Genomic DNA, 25,753 nt, shown 5'->3' with positions numbered 1-25,753 from the left:
TGTATTAAACAGAAGAAACAATATCTTTTTCAATTCTCATTTCTTCTTGGTGAAGGTTAATTAGCGCATTTGAAATAAGGTGGAAAAACAAAATGGATGTAATGTCCAAAAAGAAAAGACACCTTAAGGTGCCTCTCTCCGACTTGAACCATTTCATTTCATACGAATCGGAATCTATCCGTATTACCATTACCCCTTTGTTATGAGTGTAAACACACACTATAAAGCAGAATCGTCTATATACACTAGATTGTTAGTTCACAAAAGACAAGAGATTTGAGATCAATATCGAAGTGACGCCACATCCCCTATAATAATTGATATGTTACGCCTTTTAAAAGAATCTGCTTTATAGAACGTGCCCACAAGTTATATTTTAATACATATAATATTCATTTAGTGTATTTTTTAATGAATATGTATAATTACATAAACTGTATGAAAAAAAAGAGAGTATACTCTAACATTTTGTAATAAAGATAAAGCCCGCTTACGGAATAGGGGGCTTTTCTTACTTTTTATAGATATTTATTCCAATTATATTATCAGATGAATCTAAACGAATATAAACGTCAGCTGATAAAAGGTGTGCATTATATATTCGTTGTTTATATGTTGATATCTCGAAGCGTTTTCCATTTAATTCACATTCTAGAATAATCATATCGCCATGTTCTTTCCAATTTATTAATTTAGCAGTTGTATTCATATAAACCTCCTCTGAATCATTTTATGAAAATTAATAGAGATAGTGTGAGAAAGGAGTTTATATAACAAAAAAAGACACCTTAAGTGTCTTTTTTGATTACTATAAAAGTCGTTGGATGAAATAGGTTTCTATTTTTATTTACGTGAAAACCCTTCTTCATCAAGGTATTCCGCAGCTTCTGGATAAGAGTTGAATGTACCGTCTAAGTTTACACCAGCGTACACGTTCCACATGTCATCCTCTGAAATAAGAGTAAGAATATGACCATCTTCGTTCTGCCATTCTTCTTCTTTTGCAGGTTCTACAGGTGCTACTACTTCTTCTTGTGATAGAAGGTCAATTGATTTCTCAATTACTGAACGTAACTCTTCTGCTGAAAACTCACGGATGTTAACCATACCCTTATCATCCGTTTTGTAACCTTTAATACCGCTTGCATACACAAATCCATTTCCATTTGGGTGTAAATGAAATACAACGTTCTTTTTATCTAAACGACTTTCTTCAAAGTGGAAGTTTACACGTTTTAATGATACGTTCTTTCTTTCTAGTTCTGGGAAAGATTCAATAATCGATAATTTTTCTTCAAAAGTTAGCATAGTGCCTCCAAGTATATAGTAAAAGATTTAATTTGTTCATTATAGCATAGTTGCAATTGTTTCCAAAGATAAGGGGGAAACTTTTCATTGAATACGTTTACGTCACGAGAATGTAAAAAGTGAGCTAACGAATGTATCTTTTTAGGTGTACAATGGAACATGGACTTTATACAAAGGTGGTTTTTTTATGTTTCAAAAAATAGCAAAGGAATGTTTAGCAGGATTTACTGTTGCGATTGTTGCGTTACCACTTGCGATTGCATTTGGTATTGCTGCGACAGGAACGTCTGAGGGAGCGCTTGTTGGATTGTATGGTGCGATTTTTGCAGGTTTATTCGCAGCGTTATTTGGCGGGACACCTGGGCAAGTAACGGGGCCAACTGGACCGATTACCGTTATCGCAACAGGAGTTATTGCGACGCACGGGTTAGAGGCAAGTTTTATTGCCTTTATGATGGCAGGGTTATTTCAAATTTTATTCGGTGTATGTAAGCTCGGTTCTTACGTTCGATATATTCCGTATCCTGTCGTTTCAGGATTTATGAATGGTATTGCATTAATCATTATTTTAGGCGAAATAAAGCACGTACAAAATAGTTTTCTACTTGTTGTGTTAACGATTATTGTAATGATTGTTTCTGGTAAATGGATTAAGGCGATTCCATCTAGTTTAGTAGCACTAGTCGGTGTGACAGCTTTGCTACCTTTATTTTCTTCCCTACTTGAAGGACTTACAGTAAATTTACCGATTATCGGAAATCTTTCATTAAACAAAGTAATTGAAAAGATTGGAATCATTCCAGAAGCGATGCCTACGCTTCATATTCCATCTTTAAGTGGAACAGGAATAGCAGCACTTATTTTACCAGCGCTTAGTATTGCTTTATTAGGATCGATTGACTCGTTGTTAACATCGGTCGTAATGGATAATGTGACAGGTACACGTCATAAAAGTAATAAAGAGCTCGTTGGACAAGGTATCGGTAATATGATGAGCGGATTGTTTGGTGGATTAGCAGGTGCAGGTGCGACTGTAAGGTCTATCGTGAATATAAGAAGTGGCGGTAAAACGGCACTTTCGGCATGTATGCATAGTGTTATCTTATTCATTTTTATTATGGGTCTTGGTTCGGTCGTACAATATATTCCACTTGCTGTATTATCAGGTATTTTAATTTTAACTGGTATTGGAATGTTCGACTGGGAAAGCATGAAAAAGATGCATGTCGCGCCTAAAGGTGATGTCGTTGTTATGCTAGTAACGATGATTGTGACGGTGAAGTTCGATTTAATGATTGCTGTTGCATTCGGTATTATTCTTTCATTCATCATATATATGGTGAAATGTAAAGAACGTAAAACTTCTATCGTAAAAGAAAGAGAAGAAACGTATACGATTCAAGGACCGCTCTCTTTCTTATCAGTAGATCGTATTTTCTCTACTTTACAAGATGTGAAGTCACCGGTTGTTTTACGTATGAAAGATGTGCGTTATATGGATGTATCAGGAGCTATGGCATTATTAAATTTTGTTGAGCAATCAAATAAAGTAGGAGCAAGTGTAAAGCTTGAGCAAGTACATCCGAGTATTGAAAAAACAATCATAGTAATGGCAAGCGATGAACAGAAAGAACAATTGAAAATCTTAAGTGCTTAGATGGTAATTAGAATATCTCACAATCTTACATACATTATAATGTAGAGTTGTGGGATATTCTTATAATGTTTTTAGTAATATGCACTGCAGTGATAGAGAAGAGCTCTTTTTGAGTAACGAAAACAGTTATAATGTGTACATATAATGGAAGGAATTAGAAATTAGAGTGTGAAGAGATAGGCGTAAATTGGTTCTCTTTTCTATTTTGTAAAAAAAACCAAGTATTCAACCTATAATAAATTTGTTATGATAACCAATGGGATAAAGTGAATCCCTATCGTTTAAAACAATATGTTTGAGAGTATATGTATAAAAGAAAAGAGAAAAAATATGAATAAAACATTTGTAAAAGGAGCGGCGATTTTAACAATTACAACCTTTTTGTCAAAATTGCTTGGTAGTTTTTTTCAAATTCCATTACAAAATATTGCAGGAGATGAAGTGCTCGGTATTTTCCGCCTTGTTTTTCCTGTATATATGATTGCTCTTACATTATCGGTAGCCGGAGTTCCACTTGCAATTTCGAAATTAATTGCAGAGTTGAACGAAAAAAATAAGCAAAAGGAAATTGCGAAATTATTTACATCAGCGTCAATTATAGGGATAGCGTTTGGCGTTTTCGGCTGTTTAGTCATTGTATTATTTTCTATTGAAATTGCAAATATGCTTGGTGGACAAGAAACTAGAATGCCGTTGCTTATTACTTCATTAGCATTACTCATTGCTCCATACATGGCAGTTTATAGAGGGTATTTTCAAGGTTTCGGTGATATGAAACCAACAGGGGTATCACAGGTCATTGAGCAATTTGTACGTGTGTTTTTTATGTTAATAATTGCTTACATACTAGTATCATGGGATAAGAGTAATACTGTTATTACTAGTGGTGCGATGGTTGGCTCTTTTCTTGGAGTCATTAGTTCCCTTATATATTTGCGTATAAAATATAATAGAAGTCCATACTACAATAAAAGCAATTCCTATTCACTCCGAGATTTAAGAGAAAACGGCAAAAAGATATTGCGGGTATCGATCCCAATCGCTATCGGAGCTTTATCAATGCCACTTTTAAATTTAGTAGACTCGCTTACAATACCGCATGTATTACAAGGATCATCAACAGAAATTCAAGAACAATTTGGAATATACAGTCGCGGTTTTGCATTCACGCAAATAATTGTTATTTTTGCAAGTGCAATTGTATTTCCGTTAATACCACTCTTAACTTCCGCATTGGCCAAAAGAGATATAAATTTGGCGAAAATAACAATTCAAAATACAAATCGACTAGCGCATGTTTTGACAGCACCGTTAACAATATGGTTGATGGCATTAACAGTACCGTTAAATGTCGGATTGTTCACAGACGTAAAAGGCAGTAGTATGTTAACAGTTATGATTGGCAGTTCGTATTTTACTGCGGTTATGGTATTATCAATAGGTGTTTTACAGGGCATTAATCGTTCTGCACAAGCTGCATGGATTGTTATTGGTGCGAGTTGTGTGAAAGTCGTGTTAAACATAATGTTCGTGCAGAAGTTTGGCATAGATGGAGCGGCGTATAGTACATTCATTACTTACGTATTGATTTGTATTGTAAATCATTTGTATATTCGAAGCTATATTGCCTATTCTATTCATTTAAAAAGCTTTTTTGGTGTGCTAGCAATAGCATCTATTTTAGGACTAGGATTGTATGAACTATTTAATGTGATAGATGTTACATCTTCAAGAATTATGACGTTATTATTCAGTGGTATAGCATTAAGTATTACAACCATTTTGTATGGTGTATGTGCTTTGAAATTAAAATGGATATCAATAAAAAAATACCATTTTTGAAAAGATAAATATAGAAAATTAATTTTTTATTAAAATTCATATGAGCTGATAAAGAGGAAACTATGTAGGGTATTAAGTGTTTAGGTAAGGAATGGGTACCAGTTTATGTTAGATGAAATAAACGGTTACCTAGTTTTGGAGGAGATTTAGGGTGCGTTTAGTCTTATCAGGATATTATGGTTTTTATAATGTTGGAGACGAGGCGATTCTACAATCAATTATTGAATCGTTAAGTAAAGAGAACCCGGATATAGAACTAGTAGTACTATCAAATGATTCTAAATATACAAAGGAAATGTATGGTGTAGAATCGGTAGATCGCTGGGATATAAAAGCTGTTTATCATGCGATCAAAAACAGTGATGGAGTTATTAGTGGTGGCGGGAGCCTTCTTCAAGATCAGACAAGTACGAAGAGTATTCTATATTATACGGGTATTATGGGACTCGCTCGATTATTAAAAAAGCCGTATTATATTTATTCACAAGGAATAGGTCCAATTACAAAAGGATATAATCGTCTATTAGTAAAATGGAACTTGTCAAAAGCTTCCTATGTATCAGTTCGAGATGAGGATTCGTTTTTATATTTAAAAGGACTTGGCATAAAAAACGATATTGAAATTGTTCCAGACCCTGTTTTAACATGGAAACGGACAAAACAATCGGATTGGTTGCAAAAGCATTCGATACATGGAAAAGTAATCGCGGTTAGTGTGCGTTATTGGAATGCAAAAGAAGATTATATAAAAAAATTAGCTGCGGCATTAAAAAAATTAAAGCAAGAAGGATACCAAATTCTATTTGTTCCAATGCATGAGCCATTTGATCAAAAAGCTTCGCGTGAAGTAGTAGACTTAATGGGAGAAGAGACGTATATGCTTCCATATAAAATGGATATCGACGAGAAAATATTCATTTTATCACAATGTTCATTACTAATTGGTATGCGTCTTCATGCACTAGTTTTTTCTGCTGTAGCCAAAACTCCAATGGTCGGGATTTCATACGATCCGAAAATTGATTCGTTTTTAAGTCAAGTGAATCAGCCAGTTATAGGAAGTGTGGATGGCGAATGGAGTGCTGAATATTTATATGAAATTGCGAAAAAGCAATTAATGCAACAAGGAACTGTGCAGCAAGAGTTACAATTGACAATAGATGAGCTTCGGTTGCAAGGCAAACAGGCAACAAAGAAACTCATTGATCATATGGAAAAAGGCACTTTATTAAAAAAGTAAAGTGTCTTTTATTTTGTTTTGAATGTAATGAAAATTCTAATTAAAAAACGTTTTATTTTAATTCCTATTTATTATGCTAAAATGATTGTGAGTATTATATAATCAAATTTGTGATAATAAATTAGTAGATTACGAGGAGGATAACCTTGAAGACTTTTTCAAAAGGTATAACAGCAGTGGCATTAACGGGATCATTACTTTTAACTCCTATTTCAAGTTATGCGGCAAATGATGATATTACAGGACATATGTTTGAGACGCATATGCGCTCACTTATTACTAAAGGAGTTTTAATGGGGTATGGAGACAATGTATATGCGCCTGATAAATTAGTAACAAGAGCAGAGTTTGCTACATTCATAGCAAGGGCTTTAAATTTACCGAAAGCTGATTCGAATTTTGAGGATGTGCCGAAGACTTACGGTTTATATGATGGTGTAAGTAGAGCATATGGAGCGAAAATTATTAATGGTCGTACGAACGAGACATTCTCACCAAATGATGTGATTACACGTGAAGAAATGTCGATAATGGTAAAGCGAGCGTTAGACTATAAAAATATTAAAGTAGCTGTAAGTCCGCTTACCTTTACTGATAAAGATAGTATTAACTATAAAGAGCATGTGCAAGTTATGGTGGCTACTCAAATTATTAAAGGGTATCCAGAAGATAATACATTTAGACCACATTTATCAGCTACAAGAGGGATGGCTTCAGCTATGTTGGATCGTATGCTTCAGACGATTGAAAAAAACGGAAATAGCAATCCTGTAGAAACTAAGAAATATGTTGTGACAAATGTAAGAGAAAACGGAACAGAGCAAGAAGTAGAGCGCTATAATACGTATAAAGAAGCGGTTACGGCTGCTCAAAATAAAGGTATGAATGCGGTAAAATACGAGAACGAATTTTTATGGATTAAAGATGGTTTTGCAAGTGCGAAAAGAATAACTGGGCAAAACATCATTAATATTTATGATGAGAATTTGTCAACAGTATATACGTATATTCAGTATGGAACGGAATTGAAAGTGTTAGAAGTTGGCGAAGATCGTGTGAAAGTTCAACTTTCTGGTTTGACAGGTTATGTGAAGAAGAATGAAATCACTTTAATTCCTACAAATGAAATGAAACAGTCGTCTTATTATGTGAAATCAGATGGATATTTATACCATAAATATTATACATATAATACAAGTTCACCTGGATATACAGAATTTAGATATGGTGTGGCACCTTCTTTCATGAAGCAAGGACAGCAAATGTATAGTGTAGATGGAAAGACATTCGGAGACGAAACTTTCTATCAATATTTCAATTATTTATCATTACGTTCGAAAACAGATTATACAGCTGAACAACTAGATAGTTATGTGAAATCGATTAAGCCAGACTCTCCATTAATTGGTTTAGGAAAGAAATTTAAAGAAGTAGAAAGCAAGTATAATGTAAATGCATTATTCTTATATTCATTAGCAATTCATGAAAGTTATTATGGAACAAGCGCTCTTGCAAAAGACAAAAATAATTTATTTGGTTTAAAAGCAACAGACGATAGTCCATATGGTAACGGAGAAGCATTCAATTCAAAAGAAGATTGTATTGAACATGCAGCAAAATTATACATGAATGAAGGATATTTAAATCCAGGACATTGGCGTTATACAGCAACATATACAGGTGATAAAGCTGCTGGTTTAAATGCGAAATATGCATCTGATGCGAACTGGGGTAAAAAAGTAGCGGGGCATATGAACCGTTTTGATTCTTATTTAGGTAAAAAAGAATACAACAAGTACAAACTTGCACGTGTGATGAATAACGTGGAAGTGAAAAAGAATCCTAGTATATCAAATGAGCGACTGTATCGTTTAAATACAAATGTAGTTGTCACAGTTACTGGTGAAGAAATAATAAATGGAAAAGCGTGGGTTAAAGTTATTTCAGATAATCCTACTGTAACAGAAGCGTATATTGCAAAAGAAAGCTTAGAATACGTAAAACATTAATTAAATAAAAAAGAAGGTGCTACTGACATTTCGTAGCACCTTCTTTTTTATTCAATTTCAAAATCAACAATGATATAAGCGAGTATAACAACGAAGAAAATACTAACGGCTGGCGCTGTTAATACGTGGCCAGACATAAAGCCAATGCCAAGTGATAGAATGAGTGTGCTCGCTAATAGCATATACTTTACGGTCATGATTTTCTTAAAGTTTGTGATCATGCGGATGAATAATTTAATACCAAAGTATAGAAGTGGTATTAAGTAAATAAGGAAACCGACAATTCCAAAGGCGAAAAATAGGTCATGGAAGTCCATTTCAATTAATTTAATTTTATCTGTGTAGTTACCAGCGTAACCCATTCCGAATAGTTTTTGTGAAAGCGGTGCGTCTTTATAGTACTGTTTGTATGTTTTTAAGAATTTGTCGCGATCACTGTAAATCAAACTTTTCATTTCAGAATCTGTAAGTTCACCTTTTGCATGTTTTTTTGTATCTTCTGGATCTTCTTTAATTACTTTTCCTTCTTTTCGATCTTTTTCTTCTTGTACTGATTTTTTGTATTCATATATTTGCATGTGAATGCCCATATTTTTTGCGATAGGAGTATGCGGTGTAAGAACAATTAAACCTCCTAGTATAACTGCGGCAACAACGGTATTTACAATATGTGTGAATCCTTTTCTTTCTTTTTTACGATTTATCATGTACTCAATGAATGAGAAGAAAAGTGCTACGCCTAATGTAATCACAATTGCGCCATATCCGACTTTCGTTCCGACCATAATACTTGCATACATCGCAAGTATTGTTGGAATCCAGTAATATATTTTCGAGAAAGAAGTTGTTTTATGAATCGAATATAAGACAATGATTGGGAACATAATGGCGAAAAGAGAACTTAAATCATTTCCAGCGAAGAACCAACCTCTTGAACCGATTTTTGAGTGAGGATAGCTTGGGAAATCCGTTCCAGTTTGCATTGCGACAATCATTGTGATGCTTAAAATTAAAGTTGCATATAAGAAATATGTAATGATTTTATGAAATACATACTCTTTATTTTTTAGCTCTTTAAAGGCGATAATATATCCAAACAGTAGCACAATTGGATATACGCTCTTTAAAATGAATTTAACTTCTTCTCCAAATGAAACTGGAGATTTAACCATCATATTATTTACAAGACCGATTGCGAGTGCGATTCCGAGTAAACATAAATAGAGGATGTACTTTTTCGCATCTTGTTGTTTGTGATGAAGAAGTAGGTATCCTAATGCAAGAAGCATAAAGGCGAAACGGACTACAACTCCAACTGTTGCGCTCATGTGTAATATATAGATTGAAAAAGATGTTAATAAATCTAAAATTGGTTGAAACACAATGAATAGCAATAGGAAATGTGGGAAGTAGTTATCCGTTTGTTTCAACTTATTAACCATATGTTCCTCCAGTTCTTCATTCCTTTATTACAACACCCAAAAGATGGGTATAAAGCCTTTTTTACATAGTAAGGCGAATGAATTTCAATATTTGTTTTTTTATCAAACTTAAGAATACACCATTTCATTGTAATGGTAAATAGATGAAAAGCATGGATAAACCGACTTTAATTTCTATATTTTTCAACGGAATTGTATGTTTTATACGGTATATGTACAAATTGCGAGATTATTAGACAGAAAATTGAGAAAAAAGAAGGATTTTTCAATGGTTCTCTATAATTATATAAGTATAATCTTTATGGAGAAAAGAGGGGTATATATAATGGAAATAACAAGTAAAACAGAATCTGTCGTTGTGAAATATGAAGGCCACGTTGCAACGGTTATGGTCAATCGCCCAGAGGTGTTAAATGCGTTAGATGAGCCGACATTAAAAGAGTTATTACAAAAGTTGAAAGAAGTAGCGGAAAGTTCTGCGCATATCGTTGTGTTATGTGGGAACGGCCGTGGTTTTTCTGCGGGTGGGGATATTAAATCGATGCTTTCAAGTAATGATGAAAGTAAGTTTGATGGCATTATGAATACTATTTCTGAAGTTGTCGTGACGTTATATACGATGCCAAAGCTTGTTATTAGTGCAATTCATGGACCAACTGCAGGTCTTGGGTTAAGTATTGCGTTAACAGCTGATTATGTAATGGCGGATATATCATCTGTTATTGCGATGAACTTTATTGGAATCGCTTTAATTCCAGATGGAGGCGGTCATTTCTTCCTTCAAAAGCGCGTCGGTGAAAATATGACGAAGCAAATTATTTGGGAAGGTAAGAAATTATCAGCGACAGAAGCGCTTGATATCGGCTTAATTGATGAAGTAATCGGCGAAGATTTCCAAACGGCTGTGAAGCAAAAAATTAATGAATGGTCACAAAAACCGATTAAAGCAATGATTCAAACGAAGCAAATTTTATGTGAAGTAAATCGCTCTAATTTAGAGCAAACATTGCAATTAGAGAAGCGTGGTCAATATGCAATGAGACAAACAGCGGATCATAAAGAAGGAATTGCTGCGTTTTTAGAGAAACGTTTACCAGCATTTAAAGGGGAATAAAGTGAAGTGAGGATTTTGTCCATTCCTCACTGATTATTAGCTCGTTAATTCGGGATAAAGGGGAGAAAGTGCTAACACATTTTAGTATAATTGTGTTAGCACTTTTTTTAAGGAGTAATACATGAAGAAAATGATCGGTGTTATTACTATTATTTTGCTTACATATTCTGCTTTGCATAGTACACCATCTTTGGCAGTTCGGACTGCGTTGTTTTTTGAGGGACATCCAAGTGTTGCATTTTCTGATGGGGTGACGAAAGAAAAAGATGTGAAAAAAGAAGCGATTCTAGATGAGTATCAAACTCTATATGGTAAGGACGAAGACTTAGAGCACTATTTCTTTCCACATGTAAGAGCACATGGATCAGGAATTGATATGTTAAGTGCGTGCGTGAAGAAAAAATGGTTTTTCTATAAAGCAGAGCTCGGATGTTATTAAATATAGGAGGATGAATGATGTCAGCATATAACAAGTTAGTAAGAGATCGTGTTCCAGAGAAGATTTTAATGTCTGGAAAAACGTATACAGCACAAAAATTAACAGGGCAAGCATACATACAGGCTTTAGCGAAAATTGGAACGGAAGAAATTCGTGAATTTGCTTCTATGAAAGAACGCGAACATGCGCTAGATTCTCTTGCGGATGCGCTAGAAGTTATCATTTCATTAGCACGTGCAGAAGGTGCATCGATTGAAGATGTAGAACGCCTTCGTAAGAAAAAAGAAGTAGAGCGCGGTGGATTTGAAAGAGGTATTTATTTATTAGACGTTTCAGAAGAATAGTTTTATAGGAAAAGCATAGCGTTAATGAGTAACGCTATGCTTTTTTGTTGCAATGAAGCTAATAATGAAGAAGCTAGCTGTTAATATCCAGCCGATTGTAATAGAAGTAGTAGTATGAATGGCATAAGAGATTTGTAAACAAAATAATGATGCTAAAAACCAAATGAGTGCAATGTGTATATATTTTTTTGATATATTCATATTTCAGGACTCCTTTTGTATACTAAAAAGAATTTTACTACAATTTAGAAAATTAAGCTATATAAGTAGAGGTTTTCTGGCGGATTTTGTATACTGAATAGTAGAGAAAATGAGGAGGAAACGACAATGGCACATCATACGAAAGAAACGATGGAACTGATTAAGGAGCTTGTCTCTATTCCGAGTCCATCTGGAAATACAGCAAAAATTATTAATTTCATTGAAAACTATGTCAGTGAGTGGAACGTAGAAACGAAGCGTAACAATAAAGGCGCTCTTATTTTAACGGTAAAAGGGAAGAATGATGCGCAGCACCGCTTATTAACGGCACACGTTGATACGTTAGGTGCGATGGTGAAAGAAATTAAGCCTGATGGTCGCCTGAGTCTTTCTATGATTGGTGGATTTCGTTGGAACTCTGTAGAAGGAGAATATTGCGAAATTGAAACATCAAGTGGCAAGACGTATACAGGAACGATTTTAATGCATCAAACATCTGTACATGTATATAAAGATGCAGGTGAAGCAAAACGCGATGAGAAAAATATTGAAGTTCGTATTGATGAGCGCGTATTTTCAGCTGATGAAGTACGCGAATTAGGAATTGAAGTAGGAGACTTCGTTTCATTTGATCCGCGCGTTCAAATTACAGAGAGTGGATACATAAAATCACGTCATTTAGATGACAAAGTAAGTGTTGCGATTTTATTAAAATTAATTAAAAGATTACAAGATGAAAACGTAACATTACCATATACGACGCATTTCTTAATTTCTAATAATGAAGAGATTGGATACGGTGGTAATTCTAATATTCCAGAAGAAACTGTTGAATACTTAGCAGTTGATATGGGAGCGTTAGGTGATGGACAAACATCTGATGAATATACAGTATCTATTTGTGCAAAAGACTCTAGCGGCCCGTATCATTACGCACTGCGTAAACATTTAGTAGAGCTTGCGAAAACGAATCATATTGAATATAAAGTAGATATTTATCCATACTACGGATCTGATGCATCAGCTGCGATTCGCGCGGGATTTGATGTGAAACATGCGTTAATTGGAGCGGGTATTGATTCTTCTCACGCATTTGAACGTACACATGAAAGTTCTATTGCGCATACAGAAGCATTAGTGTATGCATATGTAATGTCTAATTTAATTGAAGAATAATTTCATAGATAATAGAGAGCTGATTAAAAATATTATTTTTAATCAGCTGTTTATTTGGCGAAGCGATTAGGAGACATGCCCTAATCGTTTTTTTATCCCGCTATTTGTGGGTTGATTAAAATTCTATTTTATATACATTCATTATAAGTTATATATATGCGATTTTTGTTATACGGCCGGAAACGTATTTACTATAGATATATAATGTTATACACTATGAAAGGAATTAATTAATAGTTAATATTTTTTAGTTAGCTTGAATAAAAAAATTGTATGAATATGAAGTTTTGAGAGGAGATTTATTTTTCATGAAGTACAAAGCAATAGCCGCAGGTTTATTAGCAGCAAATTTACTAGCACATCCAATTAGTAGTTTAGCAGAAACGAAGAAATTTCCTGATGTTTCAGATAGTGCGTGGTCGAAAGACGCAATTTATTATTTAGTAGAGAGAAATGTAATTAACGGTATGCCAGATGGTAACTTTATGCCATACGGAAATTTAACACGTGCCCAGGCAGCAAAGATTATCGCAACAGCAATTGGTGCTAAAGTAGATCCGAATGCAAAGCCGTCTTATAATGATGCAAAAAATAATTGGGCAGCTTCATTTATTGCAGCTATGGAAAAAGAGAATATTATTAAAGGGCGAGAACCAGGAGTATTTGATCCTGAAGGAAAAGTAACTCGTGCTGAAATGGCAGCTATGCTTGTAAGAGCATATAATCTGAAAAGCAAAGTAACAGGACCAGTTCCTACAAAATTCGCTGATTTAGAGAATCATTGGGGTAAAGAAGAAGTTAATATTTTAGTAGAATTAAAACTTTCTTTAGGTACAGAGAATGGCTGGAAACCGAATGATTCTATTACGCGTGAACAAGCAGCTCAGCTTACTGCGCAAACAGATAAATTTAGCAAGAATAGTGATCGTCCAGTAGAAACAAAGAAAATGTACATAGATAGAAAATTCATTACATATCACGCACCATCATTAAGTTCTGGGATTAGTGCAAATCAGCATAATCCACAAACGGTAGAAATTAAAGAAGAACGAGATGGATGGATCAAAATTGCAACAAGTAACGGTGATAAATGGACACCTTTAGTGGAGAAAACAGAAGTTATTAATGAAGGATTCACTACTTATGCAGAAGCTTCTTCTTCGTCAAAAGTAATGGGAACACATAACGCACAGCAAGTAACTGTTATTGAAGAGAATGGCAGCTGGATTCGTATCCGCATGGGCGCTGGTTTCCAATGGGTTAATAAAAATCAATTAAATCCAGTGAAGCAAGGTAACTTCTTAGAAGGAAAAGCGATTATCATTGATCCAGGTCATGGTGGAGTTGATCCAGGGCATTCTGGTGTGAAAATGGATGAAAGTGCTATTGTATTAGATACATCTTTACGTGTACAAAAACTATTTGAACAAAAGACACCATTTACTGTTTTATTAACACGTAATGATGATACGCGTCCGGGAAATACTCCTGGTGAATCTTTGAAAAAACGTGTAGAATTTGCACAAGAAAATAAAGGTGATATTTTCGTAAGTATTCATGCAAACGGGTTTAATGAACAAGTAGAAGGAACAGAAACGTTCTACTACAGATCGGCAACAAATCCAAATTCAGAAGAAAGCCGTGTACTAGCAGAAAAAGTACAAAAACGTTTAGTACAAGCACTTCAATCAAATGATAGAGGTGTAAAGACAGAAAACTTCTATGTAGTGAAATACAATACAATGCCTGCTATTTTAGCTGAACTAGGTTTCATCGATGCTAAAGGTGAAGGTGAAGGTGAAAAACTAGCTACTGAAGAATGGAGACAACGTGCAGCGGAAGCTATTTATCAAGGTATTTTAGATTACTATGAAGAAATGGGTAACAACGTGTCTTCTTTCCGTTAATAAATAATAAGAGATTGCCATTGGCAGTCTCTTTTATTTATTAACGTTTCTCTTTATTTCCGGCATATGATATCATTTAATTTTATATACAAAAAAGTATTTGAGTAATTGTAATCATAACAATTTTAAACGATAGAGGATGATAATAGATTGAATAATCATAGTAAAACACCTGCCTGTATATATACGTATGCATTTCGTGAGGAGGAGCGTGCTTTATGTTACTTGGAAATGCGCTCGTTCTTTGGAATGGAGTCGCACGTTAATATTTTAAAAAGTGATGTAAAAATTGACCCGAGTAGAAGTGCGTTTATGAAAGAGCGCGTTGAGGTTATGTATGAAGGGGACGACTTAGAAAGCATTTTAAAACAAGTGGAACAAATTGATTTAGCGGGGGCGTCGTTTAAAGTTATCTTCGTTAAAATCAATGACCTCGTTGGAGAAAATAAAATTGAATATGGAGAAAGACGTCTTATTGAACGAGACCTTGGCATGCATATTGAAGGAGAAGCGGATGTTCGTAATCCAGAGCGTGTATTCGGGATTGTTCCTCTTGGAGGACGCTGGTACTTCGGGCACTATGTAGAAAGCGAACCAGTTTGGTATCATCACATAAAAAAACCGCATAGTTATTCGACATCACTTAGCACACGTGTTGCGAGATCAGTTGCAAATATCGCTGTACCAAATCCAGAGGGAGTACGAGCAATTGACCCGTGCTGCGGTATTGGAACAGTAGTAGTAGAAGCACTTTCTATGGGGATTAACATCGTTGGTAGAGATATAAATCCACTTGTAGTTCTTGGAACGAGAAAAAATATCGCACATTTCGGATTTGAAGGAACAGTAACAAAAGGTCCGATCGAGGAAATTACTGAGAACTATGACGTTGCCATTATCGATATGCCGTACGACTTATTTACGCATGCCACACCAGAAGACCAGCTCTCCATTCTTTCAAGTGCGCGCCGCATCGCGAAAAAAGTAGTCGTTGTCACGATGGAAACAATGGACGACATGATCCATGAAGCAGGATTTGAAATTACAGATCGCTGTATTACAAGAAAAGGATCATTTACTAGACAAATTCTTGTTTGTGAATAGAAAGAGAAAGGTCACCCGTTTGGGTGACCTTTTTCTATTGTAGTTTGATGTGTGATTGGTTGGTGGTGTAGATAGATGAATTAGCGGAATTTGTCGGTAAGTCGATATTCCATGGCAAATCGCCGATATATTCCGAGAATCGTCGATAGCGTTACATTAGAATGTTACTGTTCTTTTAATTTTTCTTGTTGTGCGATTAATAAATTGCGTAATATGTGTCCGCGGTAACTTTCTAGTTTTCTTCCTTCATGATAGCGCACACCTAATTTTTTTAGTTCAGCTACGTACCAGCCCTTTGTTCCGTAATACATGGGATCACTTCCTTTTTGCTTTTGAACAGTATATGTTGGGGGACGAAGTAACTTTACATTGAAAATAATAATGGTAAAAGGAATCTTACATGTGTGTACGAGAGGAATTGCAAAGTTATCGAGGTGTTTTATAACGTAACATCCAAGCCGTGTATAAAAAAGTAGACAGTTGTATATGAATTTGTTGAAAAAAGAATACACATTACTGAGGGGATTTGAAAAAAGTAATGCTATACGATTTGGCATGATACTTGCGTTGGAAATAGTATCAACGTATAGGGGAGAGATAGAAATGAAGGTTAGTAAAATATATACAACGATTGATGCACACGTAGCTGGGGAGCCGCTTCGAATTATTACGGGCGGAGTGCCAGAAATAAAAGGGGAAACGCAGCTGGAAAGACGCGCATACTGTATGGAACATTTGGATTACCTTCGTGAAATTCTGATGTATGAACCGAGGGGGCATCACGGGATGTATGGTTGTATCATTACACCGCCAGCAAGTGCCCACGCTGATTTTGGTGTTTTATTTATGCACAATGAAGGATGGAGTACGATGTGTGGTCATGGCATTATTGCTGTCATTACAGTTGGAATTGAAACAGGCATGTTTGAAGTAAAGGGTGAAAAACAAAAGTTCATTATTGATAGCCCAGCCGGAGAAGTTATTGCGTATGCAAAATATAACGGGAGTGAAGTAGAATCTGTATCATTTGAAAATGTTCCTTCATTTGTATACAAAAAAGACGTTCCTATTAAAATAGATAACTATGAATTTCAAGTAGATATCGCGTTTGGAGGAGCATTTTACGCTGTTGTAGACTGTAAAGAATTTGGTTTGAAAGTTGATTTTAAAGACTTGCCCGCTATTCAAACGTGGGGCGGTAAAATTAAACATTATATAGAGAGCAAAATGGAAGTGAAACATCCACTTGAAGAAGGATTGAAAGGAATATACGGCGTTATCTTTTCAGATGAACCGAAAGGGGAAGACGCAACTTTACGAAATGTAACAATCTTTGCTGATGGGCAAGTAGATCGTTCTCCTTGCGGTACAGGAACTTCCGCAAGAATCGCAACTCTTTTTGAAAAAGATGCTTTACAAAAGGGAGAAATTTTCGTCCATGAATGCATTACTGACGGGAAATTCGAGGGGGAAGTATTGTCGGTAACCGCAGTAGATACATATGAAGCTGTCGTTCCAAAAGTAACGGGGCATGCCTTTATTACAGGATTTCATCAGTTCGTTGTAGACCCGAGAGATGATTTGAAACGGGGATTTTTGTTAGGATAGAAGGAGGAGGTGGAAAGATATGCTAGTTATAAGCGCGAACGAACAAAGAAACTTAGTAAATATGAATGAAGTTATTGAATACGCGGCGCTTGCTTTAAAAGAATTTTCCGCAGAAAGAACGATTACACCAATAAGAGGCTCATTACCATTTGCGAACGAGCAAAATACGGCATTAATTATGCCTTCAGTAGCGGAAGGACTTGAGGCACTTGGAGTAAAAATAGTAACGGTAGTCCCGCAAAATAAACAGATAGGAAAGAAAACGATCAATGGGATTGTGATGCTATCAGACTTTCAAACGGGAGAACCGCTCGCACTTCTAGAAGGATCGTACTTAACGATGATCCGAACGGGCGCCTTATCAGGAGTAGCGACAAAATATTTAGCTCGTCATAATGCAAAAACTTTATGCATTATCGGCACGGGCGAACAAGCGAAAGGAATTGCCGAAGCAATATTTGCAGTTAGAGATATCGAAAAAGTCATCTTATACAATCGAACAGAAGAAAAAGCGTATGCATTTGCGCAACATATACAAGAGAAATTTGGTAAACCTGCTTACGTTTACAGGGATCCAAATGAAGCAATACGTGAAGCAGACATTATCGTCACAACTACGAACGCAACCACACCAGTCTTCTCAGAAACACTACAAAAAGGCGTCCACGTAAACGCCGTCGGCTCATTCAGACCGAGCATGCAAGAACTACCCTCACATGCCATAGCTGAAGCAAACAAAGTAGTAGTCGAATCAAAAGAAGCAGCACTAGACGAAACAGGAGACCTTCAAGTTCCGATAAAAGAAGGTCTATTCAAAGCAAACGCCATTCACGCTGAACTTGGTCAAATTATAAGCAAAGAAAAAGCTGGCCGCAAAAATGATGAAGAAATTACTATTTTCAAATCAGTTGGTTTGGCGGTAGTAGATATCATCGTTGCGAAGTATTTGTATGAGAGAGCGGTGGAGCGTGGAGTAGGGAATAAGATTGAGTTTTGAGACTGCCTTTTGGTGGTCTTTTTAATTTTGGTTATAAGTTATTCTATTTGGTGCTTCGTATATTTTTGTATATGAAAGTGTTTTGAGATTGTGGTGTTTTTTTGTTTGTAATGCGTGTACATATATCAAATTTGATGTGTAGTGTTTGCGAATTTAAAAGTATAACTGGTAATTATCTTATCCGTTTACATGTGACTAAAAATTTTTATATTTTAATCGTGTAATGTTGTTATGTATGAATTTCTATGACGAAAAAATAATATGTTTTTTAGTTGGAGTTCAGAATATATGTTCTGTTCTGTTTTTGTAATGTTTGATATAATTAAAATTGAAATATTTTACAAGTGAAAGGGGCGGTTTGATGAGTGTACAATCACATTTAGAGAGTTTAGCAAGTAAATTAAATTTAAAGCAAGATGAAAAGGATAAAGTGAAAAAATCAATAGATACTCTGTCTGATCGATTGGATAGATATTTTAATGGAGAGCTTAAAGAACATTTCCAATTCGGATCATATACAAGAGGGACTATCTTACCTAGAAAAGCAGACGAATATTCCGATATTGATTATATGATTATCTTTATTAATTCCAATGACTATAAGCCTCAGACGTTACTTAATTATTTGAAAAAATTCGCTGAATATTACTATCATAGTTCAGAGATTTATCGTTCACATCCAACTATTGTGCTGGAGTTAAATCATATTAAATTTGAATTAGTACCATCTAAAAAAGACTATTGGGGGAATATTTATATTCCGTCTCCATCATCTTCTTATGAGGAATGGATGAAAACTGATCCAAATGATTTTAATAAAAAGTTAACCGATGCAAATGTGAAATATTCTTATGAAATAAAACCATTGGTTCGTTTAATGAAATATTGGAATAGATTAAATGGTAGTTATCTCTCTTCCTATGAGTTAGAGAATTGGATTACTGAAAATTATTATTTGAATTGTTCTAACTTGAAAGATTTTATTTATAGTACCTTTGAAAAATTGAACTATAATTATTCTTCACCTCAATATTATAAGGATAAGGTAGATAGAGCGAAAAAAATTATCGCAAAAACGAAAGAGTATGAAGCCGATGGTATGCCTTACTCAGCTCAAGAGGAAATTAAGAAATTGTTCCCGGATTTTTAAGGGATGAAAGTAATATATTTGTAATGAAAAATAGGGTAGTCCACCATGTTTTTCTACATATAGTGGGTATGAGGCGATGAATCTTGAAAATGAAACATTCCCCACTTAAAATTGGAACTGAAACATATGTAACACTAAAAATTGAAGAATTATTCTTACGAGCTTTGGAAGTATATTTTTCCGAATTGAAAGATCAAAGTCTCCTGTAAACTAGGAGGCTTATATATATATGAATAGAAATTTCATGTTATATTTTATGTGCTAATACAAAATGTTCCTCGATATAAAAGTCCAATTTTGCCATTCAAAAAGTAATGGTAAAGTCCCGTGATAATATATGTGATAAAAGAAGTTTTTGAACAACTGGAGAAACAAGAGTAAGATTTACTTCATCATGTATTTCAAACGTTAATTCAAGAAATTTTGATTCATCAGGATGGAACAGCGGATATTTCATACTGTTTTGCAGAAAGTGAGTGAACTTTCTTGTGTAATATGGAACTGTTTTTTCGCGCAGATGTAGAGTGGTTTAATAGTTGGAATTAAGTTCCTTTATATAGATACATTTATTAGGTGAATATTATTTTCCTTTATTAGTAATAAAGGAAGTGGTAAAAAACGCTGTTAAAGAGAAAGTATGCTAATATTAAATTATATAATAATGAGATTTGGATATAAATATTAGTATAACGAGAGAGAGGTAACTGAATTTGGCGGATATCACGAAATCTATAAATCGATTTATAACAGAGGAGATAAAATTGTTAAAAGAAGACATAAGTTCGGCTGTAACTAGTAGAGAATGGTTTCTGAACAGAATTAAAAATGTTATTCAAAATAGAGAAAATGAACCTGATCTTCATTCTAATAATTTCGTTAAGTTTGGTAGTTATTTCAAAGGAACAAAGGTTACCAATGTTGATGAATTTGATGTACTAGTAGTTATTGATTCTCGCTCTGGTGAATATAAGGTAGATGAAAATATTATTGGAAAGGGATTAGGAAATGCTAATCCCAATCATAAATATGATAAAAAATATAGAAAAAGTGATGATTCGGGAGTTAGTCCAAGTAAGTTGCTAAATTGGTTAAAGGGAATTGTGGAGGAAGTTGTTAAAAGTTTTCATGGGCAAGCGCCAGAAAGAGATGGACAAGCTATAACTGCAATCATCAAATCTAAAAATTTAAAAATCGATTTGGTGCCAGCTGGGATATTTGAAGAAGAAGATGGCACAGTATTTTATATCATTCCTAAAGGTGATAAAGGGAATGGATGGATTAGAACTCAGCCTAAAGATGATATGAAAAAATTGGAAGATGTGGCGAAAGAAAAAGTAGGATTTAGGAATGTAACACGTTTGCTGAAATTTATTCGTTCTGCGTACAATTTTAAGGTATCTTCATTTGCCATCGAGTCAGCTGTTGTTAACTATGGGAAAACAGAACTATGGAAAAATGATTTATACACTGATTTAAAGGGGTGTTTAGTTTATTTGGCTCAGAATTTTCGGGATGGGGAAATAAAGAGCACAATTGATGAAAAGGCTAATTTAATTAGCGATGTTGTTAGCCTTGATTATTATGCAACTAGAATAGATAAGATTGTAACAGTGCTTGGGAACTTAGAGAGTGAACAAGATCAAAAAGTTGCTAATGAAGAAGTGAGTAAAATATTTAAAAATGAATAGAAGCTCTTTGAAGAGCTTCTATTCATTTTTATTTAATTATTTAATGGAATGATTTTTAAGAGATTTTTATTCCAGTTATTTTTATTTGCTTGTGTGGAGAGCCATAGATTATTCAGGAGTTTAGGCATCATTTGCATAGAGGGAACAAAGCCATATTCTCTAAAGTAAACAAAGTATTTTAAATACAAAGTACTTACGTTCGGAAGATGGATGTTACGATAGTAGTCCTCATTTTCTGCAAGTGTAGCAAAGGAGTTTGTTTCAATTCCAGATACAAAACGAGTTTCAGAATTATCATATATATTAGAAATATAGTGAAGGTTGCTTGAAACAATGGGATCATCATCACCGTCTACGTTTGCTAGTTTAGATTGTTGAATAGGAGACAGCAAGCTAAGTTCTTTTGTTTTAATGGATACATGAGCATACGCTTTATCATACCCTTGATTTTTTGGTGTCAAGTGTTCTGAGTTTAATTGTTTAATTAAGGGTAATGACACCCCTTGGTTAAGGTAGGGTGGAATGAAAATTTGACGTGCTAGTTTTAATTCGGAAAAGTTGCTTACTTCAAAACTTGTAATGTAATACCATTGATTATTATCATCTAAGGTTAGAAAGGAAATATCTGAATTTTTTTTATGGTAATCAGTAAACCGATTGTTTTTATCGAAAGAAAATTCTTCTTGTCTAGAACTGGAATATTCGTGTAGGCTTTGTGGTGTATCTATTTTAACTGCCACATGGATAAAGATACTTTCAATAACTTGTTTCAATATTACTCACCTCGAATTTAAATGACTTATGAAAGGAGATATTTCATGAAAGAAGATCGTTTAACAGGGCACAATGTAATTCAGCTAATTTATCCACTAAGAAGAAAGAATGTACAAACTTCTATATGCGATAATTTAGAAAATAACCCTGAATGGGAAAAGATTCTATCTAGTGAAATTCAAAACAATGATCAACACAATAATAACATAAAGTATATCTTTCCCGAAAATTACTCTGTTGATGAAGTTGATCAAGATGGTGGTACAAATCGCAAATGGATGGAATCCAAATACTTTTATAGTTATTTTCATCCAAGTATACAAAAAAACCTTTTTCATGCAAATGCGAATTTGAGTGTTTTTCGAAATAAAAAGTCTTCTAGTAAAATTTATCAAGGATATTTCTATCAAGGTGGGCAAGCTGAAGCGACTGAACCGATTCAATTTGAATGGATAAGTAGCGAAATATATGTATTTTCAGAAGAGACAGCATATTTAATTGTACGATTAAGTTTAAATGAAAATATCCAAGTGGATGCTAATGGGGAACAGATATTTAATCATCCGATTCAAAAGCTTAATATTTGGATGAAATTTTTAAATAGAGTTCGACAAAATTATAAAAAGTTTGATGGACAAGAGTGGTTAGTTGTACAGAAAAAGGGATATGCAAATACGCTTCTAAATTATAACAACTTTTTTTATTATGTAGATGAATTTGTGAATGGAAGTTCTTTGAATTTGGTTATAAGTTCTCTTAGCCGTAGGGAAAACCTTACGGGTTCAGATATATATAAGTATGTAGAGCCTAATGCATATGCTCATGCTTTTGTACAGACTGATATGTCAACGCAGGAATTAACGGATGAAGAATTGTATCAAATAATTTATATTGATGATGTTGAGGGACAGAGTGGAAAAAGTAATCAGGAGTTTTTAAATACACATCTTTATAAACGATGGGCCCCATATACATATTATACGAGTATTGATTATGGGTCTGTAACAATAGCTAGCGCTAGTAATTATTGTTATAAGGGTTCCAGTGTAAAGAAATATGGTTTTGGTGATGTAATGTATCAGCACCATACTAAGCATTATTTGTTTCTAGTGTTGCTACAATACTATTATAGGGATCAGCTTCAAGAAATTCTTGTTCAATACTCCAACTTAACGGAGCTTACAACAAAAGTAAAAGAAGAAGGAAAAATGGTATTGGAGAATTATTATAACCTTAATCAACATTTCTTTTTTGATAGAGTTACCAATGAAATTCAAGGGATGGAGTTGTGGGATTTTTATCAAAGGATTATGGGAGTAAAAGTGCTTCATGCTTCGGTTCGTGCAGATATGCAGGAGTTAAATCAAAGGATTATAGAGAAAATTGGCGAAAAACAAAATGATGATATTCAAACTTTAACGGTTATTGCTGCACTCACAGGAATGTTGGGCATGAATCTTATTATCCCAAGAGCGGACGATGATAATATTTTTTCTTTTTTATTAAATTTTCAATGGATTAAAAACGGAGTGCCTATAGTTACTATAATAATGAATATAATTACTATATTCATTATTGTATGGGTGTTGAACAAGGGGATAAGTCATATTTCATCTAAACTAAAAAGTTGGTGGAAGAAAAAGCGGAAGTTTAAGTTGAATTTTTGGAAAAGTTAAAAGTGAAGCGAGTTAGAGTGTAAGTAGTAATTATATTTTGTTATTTGAAGTTATAAATGTTTTAAGTCGCTGTATATGATGGTTTAATTTACTTTTACAAACACTACACATCTCAATTGCAATACAAAAGCCAGGGATTAAAGGATGTTCACAAGCAGTTGCTGAGCTTCTTCGTATGGAAGAGCTCGAACTATAAGAAAGCAGCCGACTTTTATACAAAGAGTTGGCTGTTTTTCTGTTTGAGATATAATTGTATTATTCGTCACACCTTCCTTTATTAAAGATTTTAATTTTATGAAATTTAGTTACAGTGAGTATTCAATTTATGATGGGGTGAATTAATAAATTGCAAACTTTCCACATTTACAAAAAAGTTTGACTTTACATACAGGTAGTGGTAATTTAAAACCTATAAGAAAACTCGGTATTAATTCCGAGTTTTCTTATAGGTGTAAATAGTCGAGAGGGGTCGAAATATGAAGAAGAAGTTGTTTGTATTACCATTTGTCCTACTATTATTTATTGCATTAGCTGCTTGTTCAGGGGAAAAAGATTCGAAGCAAGCGAGCACTAGTAAATCAGGGACTCCGAAAGACGGAGGAACGTTAACGATTGGTGTTAGCGATAATCCAGATACGATGAATCCGCTTTATGCGAATGATCGTGTGTCATTAACTGTGCAGCAGGCTTTATATGCGCCGCTATATCATATGGAAGACGGTAAGAAAAAGTTTGTTCTTGCTGAGAGCTTTACGCCTTCAGAAGATCAATTAACGTGGACACTGAAGTTAAAAGATAATTTGAAATGGCATGATGGTAAGAAAATTACATCAGACGATATAGCATTTACATTCCAATCTATTTTAGATGAGAAGCAAAATAGCTCAAGTCGTGAAAACTTTATTTTTAAAGGAAAGCCGCTTGAGGTGAAAAAGGTAGATGAGTTAACAACTCAATTCGTTTTACCACAAGTAAGCGCATCTTTCGAAGGTGTGATGAATGATTTCTTCCCGATTCCGAAACATGTATTTGAAGGGGAAGCAGATTTAGCGAAGAGTAAGAAAAACTTACAACCTGTAGGGTCAGGTCCGTTTAAGTTTAAAGAATATAAATCAGATGAGTACGTTGCATTAGATCGATTCGATGATTATGTAGGTGGGAAAGCTAAATTAGACTCTATCGTATACCGAATTGTAAAAGACCGTAATACAGCAAATGTTTCACTGCAAAATGGTCAAATCAACATGAAGATGATTGAGCCGCAAGACTTTAAGAAACTAGATAGCACTGGGAACTTCTCAATGGTGACATTCCCTGAAGGTAGATTATTCTACTTATCTTATAACATGAATACTGATCTTATGAAGAAAAAAGAAGTGCGCCAAGCAATTGCACATGCGTTAGATAAGAAAGAAATGATTAACTCAGCATTCGTTTCAGGTGAATTTGCAGAACCAGCAAATTCAATCTTAACGCCAGACGCTATGTATTATGCGAAAGATATTAAAGACTATAAGTATGATAAAAAAGAAGCGAAAGATTTATTAGCAAAAGCTGGCGTGAAAGATAAGGAAAAAGTACGTGTGATGTATGTAACGAATAATAAAATTATGGAAAGCTTAGCGTTATATACACAACAAAAATTAAAAGAAGTTGGCTTAGAAGTTGAACTAAATGCATTAGATGCTAGTGCGGCAAGTGAAAAAGGCTTAGATAAAGAGAATAAAGAATATGACATTACATTTGGTGGTTACATAATGGGACTTGAGCCAGATTCATATAAGAGCTTATTCTTAAGCAATGCTGAATACAATTATGCACGATATAAAAACGCTGATTTCGATAAGTTATGGGAAGAAGCTGCAGTTGAGACAGATAAAACAAAACGCGCAGAGCTATACCATAAAATTCAAGAGACAGCTAGAGAAGACGTACCTTATCTACCAATCGCGTATCCGAAAGCAGTTATTGCAGTAGATAAAAAGTTTGATGGATTAAAAGAAGCGAAAGCAATTCCTGTCACAATGTTTGAAGATCTATCTAAGATTTATGAAGTGAAATAAGAAACAATAAAGAA

Annotated in this window: 22 protein-coding genes and 1 pseudogene; 16 read left to right on the top strand and 7 right to left on the bottom strand. The window is 34.4% G+C overall.

The window, feature by feature from the left end; translation table 11 throughout:
- Positions 1-511: 511 nt before the first annotated feature.
- Together ATL10_RS25030 and ATL10_RS25025 are read right to left on the bottom strand one after the other, a co-directional pair.
- On the bottom strand, positions 512-709 hold the full coding sequence (locus tag ATL10_RS25030) for a hypothetical protein (protein WP_001098258.1): 198 nt from the start codon (positions 707-709) through the stop codon (positions 512-514).
- A 134-nt stretch (positions 710-843) separates the two neighbouring features.
- Positions 844-1,308, bottom strand: a complete 465-nt coding sequence (locus ATL10_RS25025) for a hypothetical protein (protein WP_000954998.1) — start codon at positions 1,306-1,308, stop codon at positions 844-846.
- A gap of 187 nt (positions 1,309-1,495) precedes the next feature.
- Here ATL10_RS25025 and ATL10_RS25020 point away from each other — a divergent pair, with 187 nt between their 5' ends.
- The 4 genes and pseudogenes from ATL10_RS25020 (at position 1,496) to ATL10_RS25005 (ending at position 8,056) form a co-directional block, all read left to right on the top strand.
- Positions 1,496-2,965, top strand: a complete 1,470-nt coding sequence (locus tag ATL10_RS25020; protein ID WP_110497773.1) for a SulP family inorganic anion transporter — start codon at positions 1,496-1,498, stop codon at positions 2,963-2,965.
- Positions 2,966-3,295: 330 nt separating this feature from the next.
- Positions 3,296-4,815: pseudogene (locus tag ATL10_RS25015) on the top strand (putative polysaccharide biosynthesis protein).
- 143 nt (positions 4,816-4,958) lie between these two features.
- Positions 4,959-6,047 (top strand): polysaccharide pyruvyl transferase CsaB, encoded by a 1,089-nt coding sequence (gene csaB / locus ATL10_RS25010; RefSeq protein ID WP_001241596.1) that lies wholly within the window; start codon positions 4,959-4,961, stop codon positions 6,045-6,047.
- A 146-nt stretch (positions 6,048-6,193) separates the two neighbouring features.
- Positions 6,194-8,056, top strand: a complete 1,863-nt coding sequence (locus ATL10_RS25005; RefSeq protein WP_000847496.1) for an S-layer homology domain-containing protein — start codon at positions 6,194-6,196, stop codon at positions 8,054-8,056.
- Between the two features lie 47 nt (positions 8,057-8,103).
- On the opposite strand, the gene ATL10_RS25000 is transcribed toward ATL10_RS25005, so the two are convergent.
- Positions 8,104-9,498 carry an O-antigen ligase family protein gene (locus tag ATL10_RS25000; RefSeq protein ID WP_098854747.1) on the bottom strand — a complete coding sequence of 465 codons (1,395 nt, stop codon included), beginning with the start codon at positions 9,496-9,498 and terminating at the stop codon, positions 8,104-8,106.
- A 301-nt stretch (positions 9,499-9,799) separates the two neighbouring features.
- Between ATL10_RS25000 and ATL10_RS24995 the strand changes: the two genes are divergently transcribed.
- The 3 genes from ATL10_RS24995 (at position 9,800) to ATL10_RS24985 (ending at position 11,395) form a co-directional block, all read left to right on the top strand.
- Entirely contained in the window at positions 9,800-10,612 is an 813-nt protein-coding gene (locus tag ATL10_RS24995) for an enoyl-CoA hydratase (protein ID WP_001999174.1), read from the top strand.
- Positions 10,613-10,733: 121 nt separating this feature from the next.
- Positions 10,734-11,051 carry a hypothetical protein gene (locus ATL10_RS24990; RefSeq protein WP_061660965.1) on the top strand — a complete coding sequence of 106 codons (318 nt, stop codon included), beginning with the start codon at positions 10,734-10,736 and terminating at the stop codon, positions 11,049-11,051.
- Positions 11,052-11,068: 17 nt separating this feature from the next.
- Positions 11,069-11,395 (top strand): nucleoside triphosphate pyrophosphohydrolase, encoded by a 327-nt coding sequence (locus ATL10_RS24985; protein ID WP_001277348.1) that lies wholly within the window; start codon positions 11,069-11,071, stop codon positions 11,393-11,395.
- 21 nt (positions 11,396-11,416) lie between these two features.
- Here ATL10_RS24985 and ATL10_RS24980 read toward each other — a convergent pair whose 3' ends face one another.
- The gene (locus tag ATL10_RS24980; protein WP_016513660.1) at positions 11,417-11,596 is read right to left on the bottom strand and encodes a hypothetical protein; all 180 of its coding nucleotides are present in this window, start codon (positions 11,594-11,596) and stop codon (positions 11,417-11,419) included.
- A gap of 126 nt (positions 11,597-11,722) precedes the next feature.
- Between ATL10_RS24980 and ATL10_RS24975 the strand changes: the two genes are divergently transcribed.
- The 3 genes from ATL10_RS24975 (at position 11,723) to ATL10_RS24965 (ending at position 15,783) form a co-directional block, all read left to right on the top strand.
- Entirely contained in the window at positions 11,723-12,772 is a 1,050-nt protein-coding gene (locus tag ATL10_RS24975; RefSeq protein ID WP_000930086.1) for a M42 family metallopeptidase, read from the top strand.
- Positions 12,773-13,080: 308 nt separating this feature from the next.
- On the top strand, positions 13,081-14,679 hold the full coding sequence (locus ATL10_RS24970; RefSeq protein ID WP_110497769.1) for an N-acetylmuramoyl-L-alanine amidase: 1,599 nt from the start codon (positions 13,081-13,083) through the stop codon (positions 14,677-14,679).
- A 150-nt stretch (positions 14,680-14,829) separates the two neighbouring features.
- Positions 14,830-15,783 (top strand): TRM11 family SAM-dependent methyltransferase, encoded by a 954-nt coding sequence (locus tag ATL10_RS24965; RefSeq protein ID WP_001059320.1) that lies wholly within the window; start codon positions 14,830-14,832, stop codon positions 15,781-15,783.
- Between the two features lie 164 nt (positions 15,784-15,947).
- On the opposite strand, the gene ATL10_RS24960 is transcribed toward ATL10_RS24965, so the two are convergent.
- Positions 15,948-16,178 (bottom strand): YflJ family protein, encoded by a 231-nt coding sequence (locus ATL10_RS24960; protein WP_100910561.1) that lies wholly within the window; start codon positions 16,176-16,178, stop codon positions 15,948-15,950.
- 160 nt (positions 16,179-16,338) lie between these two features.
- Between ATL10_RS24960 and ATL10_RS24955 the strand changes: the two genes are divergently transcribed.
- The 3 genes from ATL10_RS24955 to ATL10_RS24945 all read left to right on the top strand — a co-directional run bounded on the left by ATL10_RS24955 (position 16,339) and on the right by ATL10_RS24945 (position 19,538).
- The gene (locus tag ATL10_RS24955; RefSeq protein ID WP_072939872.1) at positions 16,339-17,391 is read left to right on the top strand and encodes a proline racemase family protein; all 1,053 of its coding nucleotides are present in this window, start codon (positions 16,339-16,341) and stop codon (positions 17,389-17,391) included.
- Between the two features lie 19 nt (positions 17,392-17,410).
- On the top strand, positions 17,411-18,388 hold the full coding sequence (locus tag ATL10_RS24950; protein WP_110497767.1) for an ornithine cyclodeaminase family protein: 978 nt from the start codon (positions 17,411-17,413) through the stop codon (positions 18,386-18,388).
- A 361-nt stretch (positions 18,389-18,749) separates the two neighbouring features.
- A complete protein-coding gene (locus ATL10_RS24945) occupies positions 18,750-19,538 on the top strand; it encodes an SMODS domain-containing nucleotidyltransferase (RefSeq protein WP_110497765.1) in 789 nt (262 codons plus the stop codon).
- Positions 19,539-19,842: 304 nt separating this feature from the next.
- On the opposite strand, the gene ATL10_RS31405 is transcribed toward ATL10_RS24945, so the two are convergent.
- Complete coding sequence (locus ATL10_RS31405; protein ID WP_181419345.1) at positions 19,843-19,995, bottom strand: hypothetical protein; 153 nt, start codon at positions 19,993-19,995, stop codon at positions 19,843-19,845.
- A 304-nt stretch (positions 19,996-20,299) separates the two neighbouring features.
- Between ATL10_RS31405 and ATL10_RS24940 the strand changes: the two genes are divergently transcribed.
- Positions 20,300-21,226 (top strand): hypothetical protein, encoded by a 927-nt coding sequence (locus ATL10_RS24940; protein ID WP_258375791.1) that lies wholly within the window; start codon positions 20,300-20,302, stop codon positions 21,224-21,226.
- Positions 21,227-21,258: 32 nt separating this feature from the next.
- Here the strand turns inward: ATL10_RS24940 and ATL10_RS24935 are convergent, their stop codons facing one another.
- A complete protein-coding gene (locus ATL10_RS24935) occupies positions 21,259-21,999 on the bottom strand; it encodes a hypothetical protein (protein ID WP_258375790.1) in 741 nt (246 codons plus the stop codon).
- 45 nt (positions 22,000-22,044) lie between these two features.
- On the opposite strand from ATL10_RS24935, the gene ATL10_RS24930 reads away from it, so the two are divergent.
- Together ATL10_RS24930 and ATL10_RS24925 are read left to right on the top strand one after the other, a co-directional pair.
- On the top strand, positions 22,045-23,676 hold the full coding sequence (locus ATL10_RS24930; RefSeq protein WP_110497761.1) for a hypothetical protein: 1,632 nt from the start codon (positions 22,045-22,047) through the stop codon (positions 23,674-23,676).
- 476 nt (positions 23,677-24,152) lie between these two features.
- The gene (locus ATL10_RS24925) at positions 24,153-25,739 is read left to right on the top strand and encodes an ABC transporter substrate-binding protein (protein WP_110497759.1); all 1,587 of its coding nucleotides are present in this window, start codon (positions 24,153-24,155) and stop codon (positions 25,737-25,739) included.
- The last annotated feature ends 14 nt before the right edge of the window (positions 25,740-25,753 follow it).

The organism is Bacillus sp. 196mf (genome assembly GCF_003217275.1).
Taxonomy (GTDB): domain Bacteria; phylum Bacillota; class Bacilli; order Bacillales; family Bacillaceae_G; genus Bacillus_A; species Bacillus_A thuringiensis_S.
Note: the sequence above shows the minus strand (reverse complement) of the source record. Positions and strands in the feature narration are given on the sequence as shown.

Coding starts and splice junctions, on each gene's coding strand:
- ATL10_RS25030 (WP_001098258.1), bottom strand. CDS start 709: ATGAATACAACTGCTAAATTAATAAATTGGAAAGAACATGGCGATATG.
- ATL10_RS25025 (WP_000954998.1), bottom strand. CDS start 1,308: ATGCTAACTTTTGAAGAAAAATTATCGATTATTGAATCTTTCCCAGAA.
- ATL10_RS25020 (WP_110497773.1), top strand. CDS start 1,496: ATGTTTCAAAAAATAGCAAAGGAATGTTTAGCAGGATTTACTGTTGCG.
- ATL10_RS25000 (WP_098854747.1), bottom strand. CDS start 9,498: ATGGTTAATAAGTTGAAACAAACGGATAACTACTTCCCACATTTCCTA.
- ATL10_RS24995 (WP_001999174.1), top strand. CDS start 9,800: ATGGAGAAAAGAGGGGTATATATAATGGAAATAACAAGTAAAACAGAA.
- ATL10_RS24990 (WP_061660965.1), top strand. CDS start 10,734: ATGAAGAAAATGATCGGTGTTATTACTATTATTTTGCTTACATATTCT.
- ATL10_RS24985 (WP_001277348.1), top strand. CDS start 11,069: ATGTCAGCATATAACAAGTTAGTAAGAGATCGTGTTCCAGAGAAGATT.
- ATL10_RS24980 (WP_016513660.1), bottom strand. CDS start 11,596: ATGAATATATCAAAAAAATATATACACATTGCACTCATTTGGTTTTTA.
- ATL10_RS24975 (WP_000930086.1), top strand. CDS start 11,723: ATGGCACATCATACGAAAGAAACGATGGAACTGATTAAGGAGCTTGTC.
- ATL10_RS24970 (WP_110497769.1), top strand. CDS start 13,081: ATGAAGTACAAAGCAATAGCCGCAGGTTTATTAGCAGCAAATTTACTA.
- ATL10_RS24955 (WP_072939872.1), top strand. CDS start 16,339: ATGATACTTGCGTTGGAAATAGTATCAACGTATAGGGGAGAGATAGAA.
- ATL10_RS24950 (WP_110497767.1), top strand. CDS start 17,411: ATGCTAGTTATAAGCGCGAACGAACAAAGAAACTTAGTAAATATGAAT.
- ATL10_RS24945 (WP_110497765.1), top strand. CDS start 18,750: ATGAGTGTACAATCACATTTAGAGAGTTTAGCAAGTAAATTAAATTTA.
- ATL10_RS31405 (WP_181419345.1), bottom strand. CDS start 19,995: ATGAAATATCCGCTGTTCCATCCTGATGAATCAAAATTTCTTGAATTA.
- ATL10_RS24930 (WP_110497761.1), top strand. CDS start 22,045: ATGAAAGAAGATCGTTTAACAGGGCACAATGTAATTCAGCTAATTTAT.
- ATL10_RS24925 (WP_110497759.1), top strand. CDS start 24,153: ATGAAGAAGAAGTTGTTTGTATTACCATTTGTCCTACTATTATTTATT.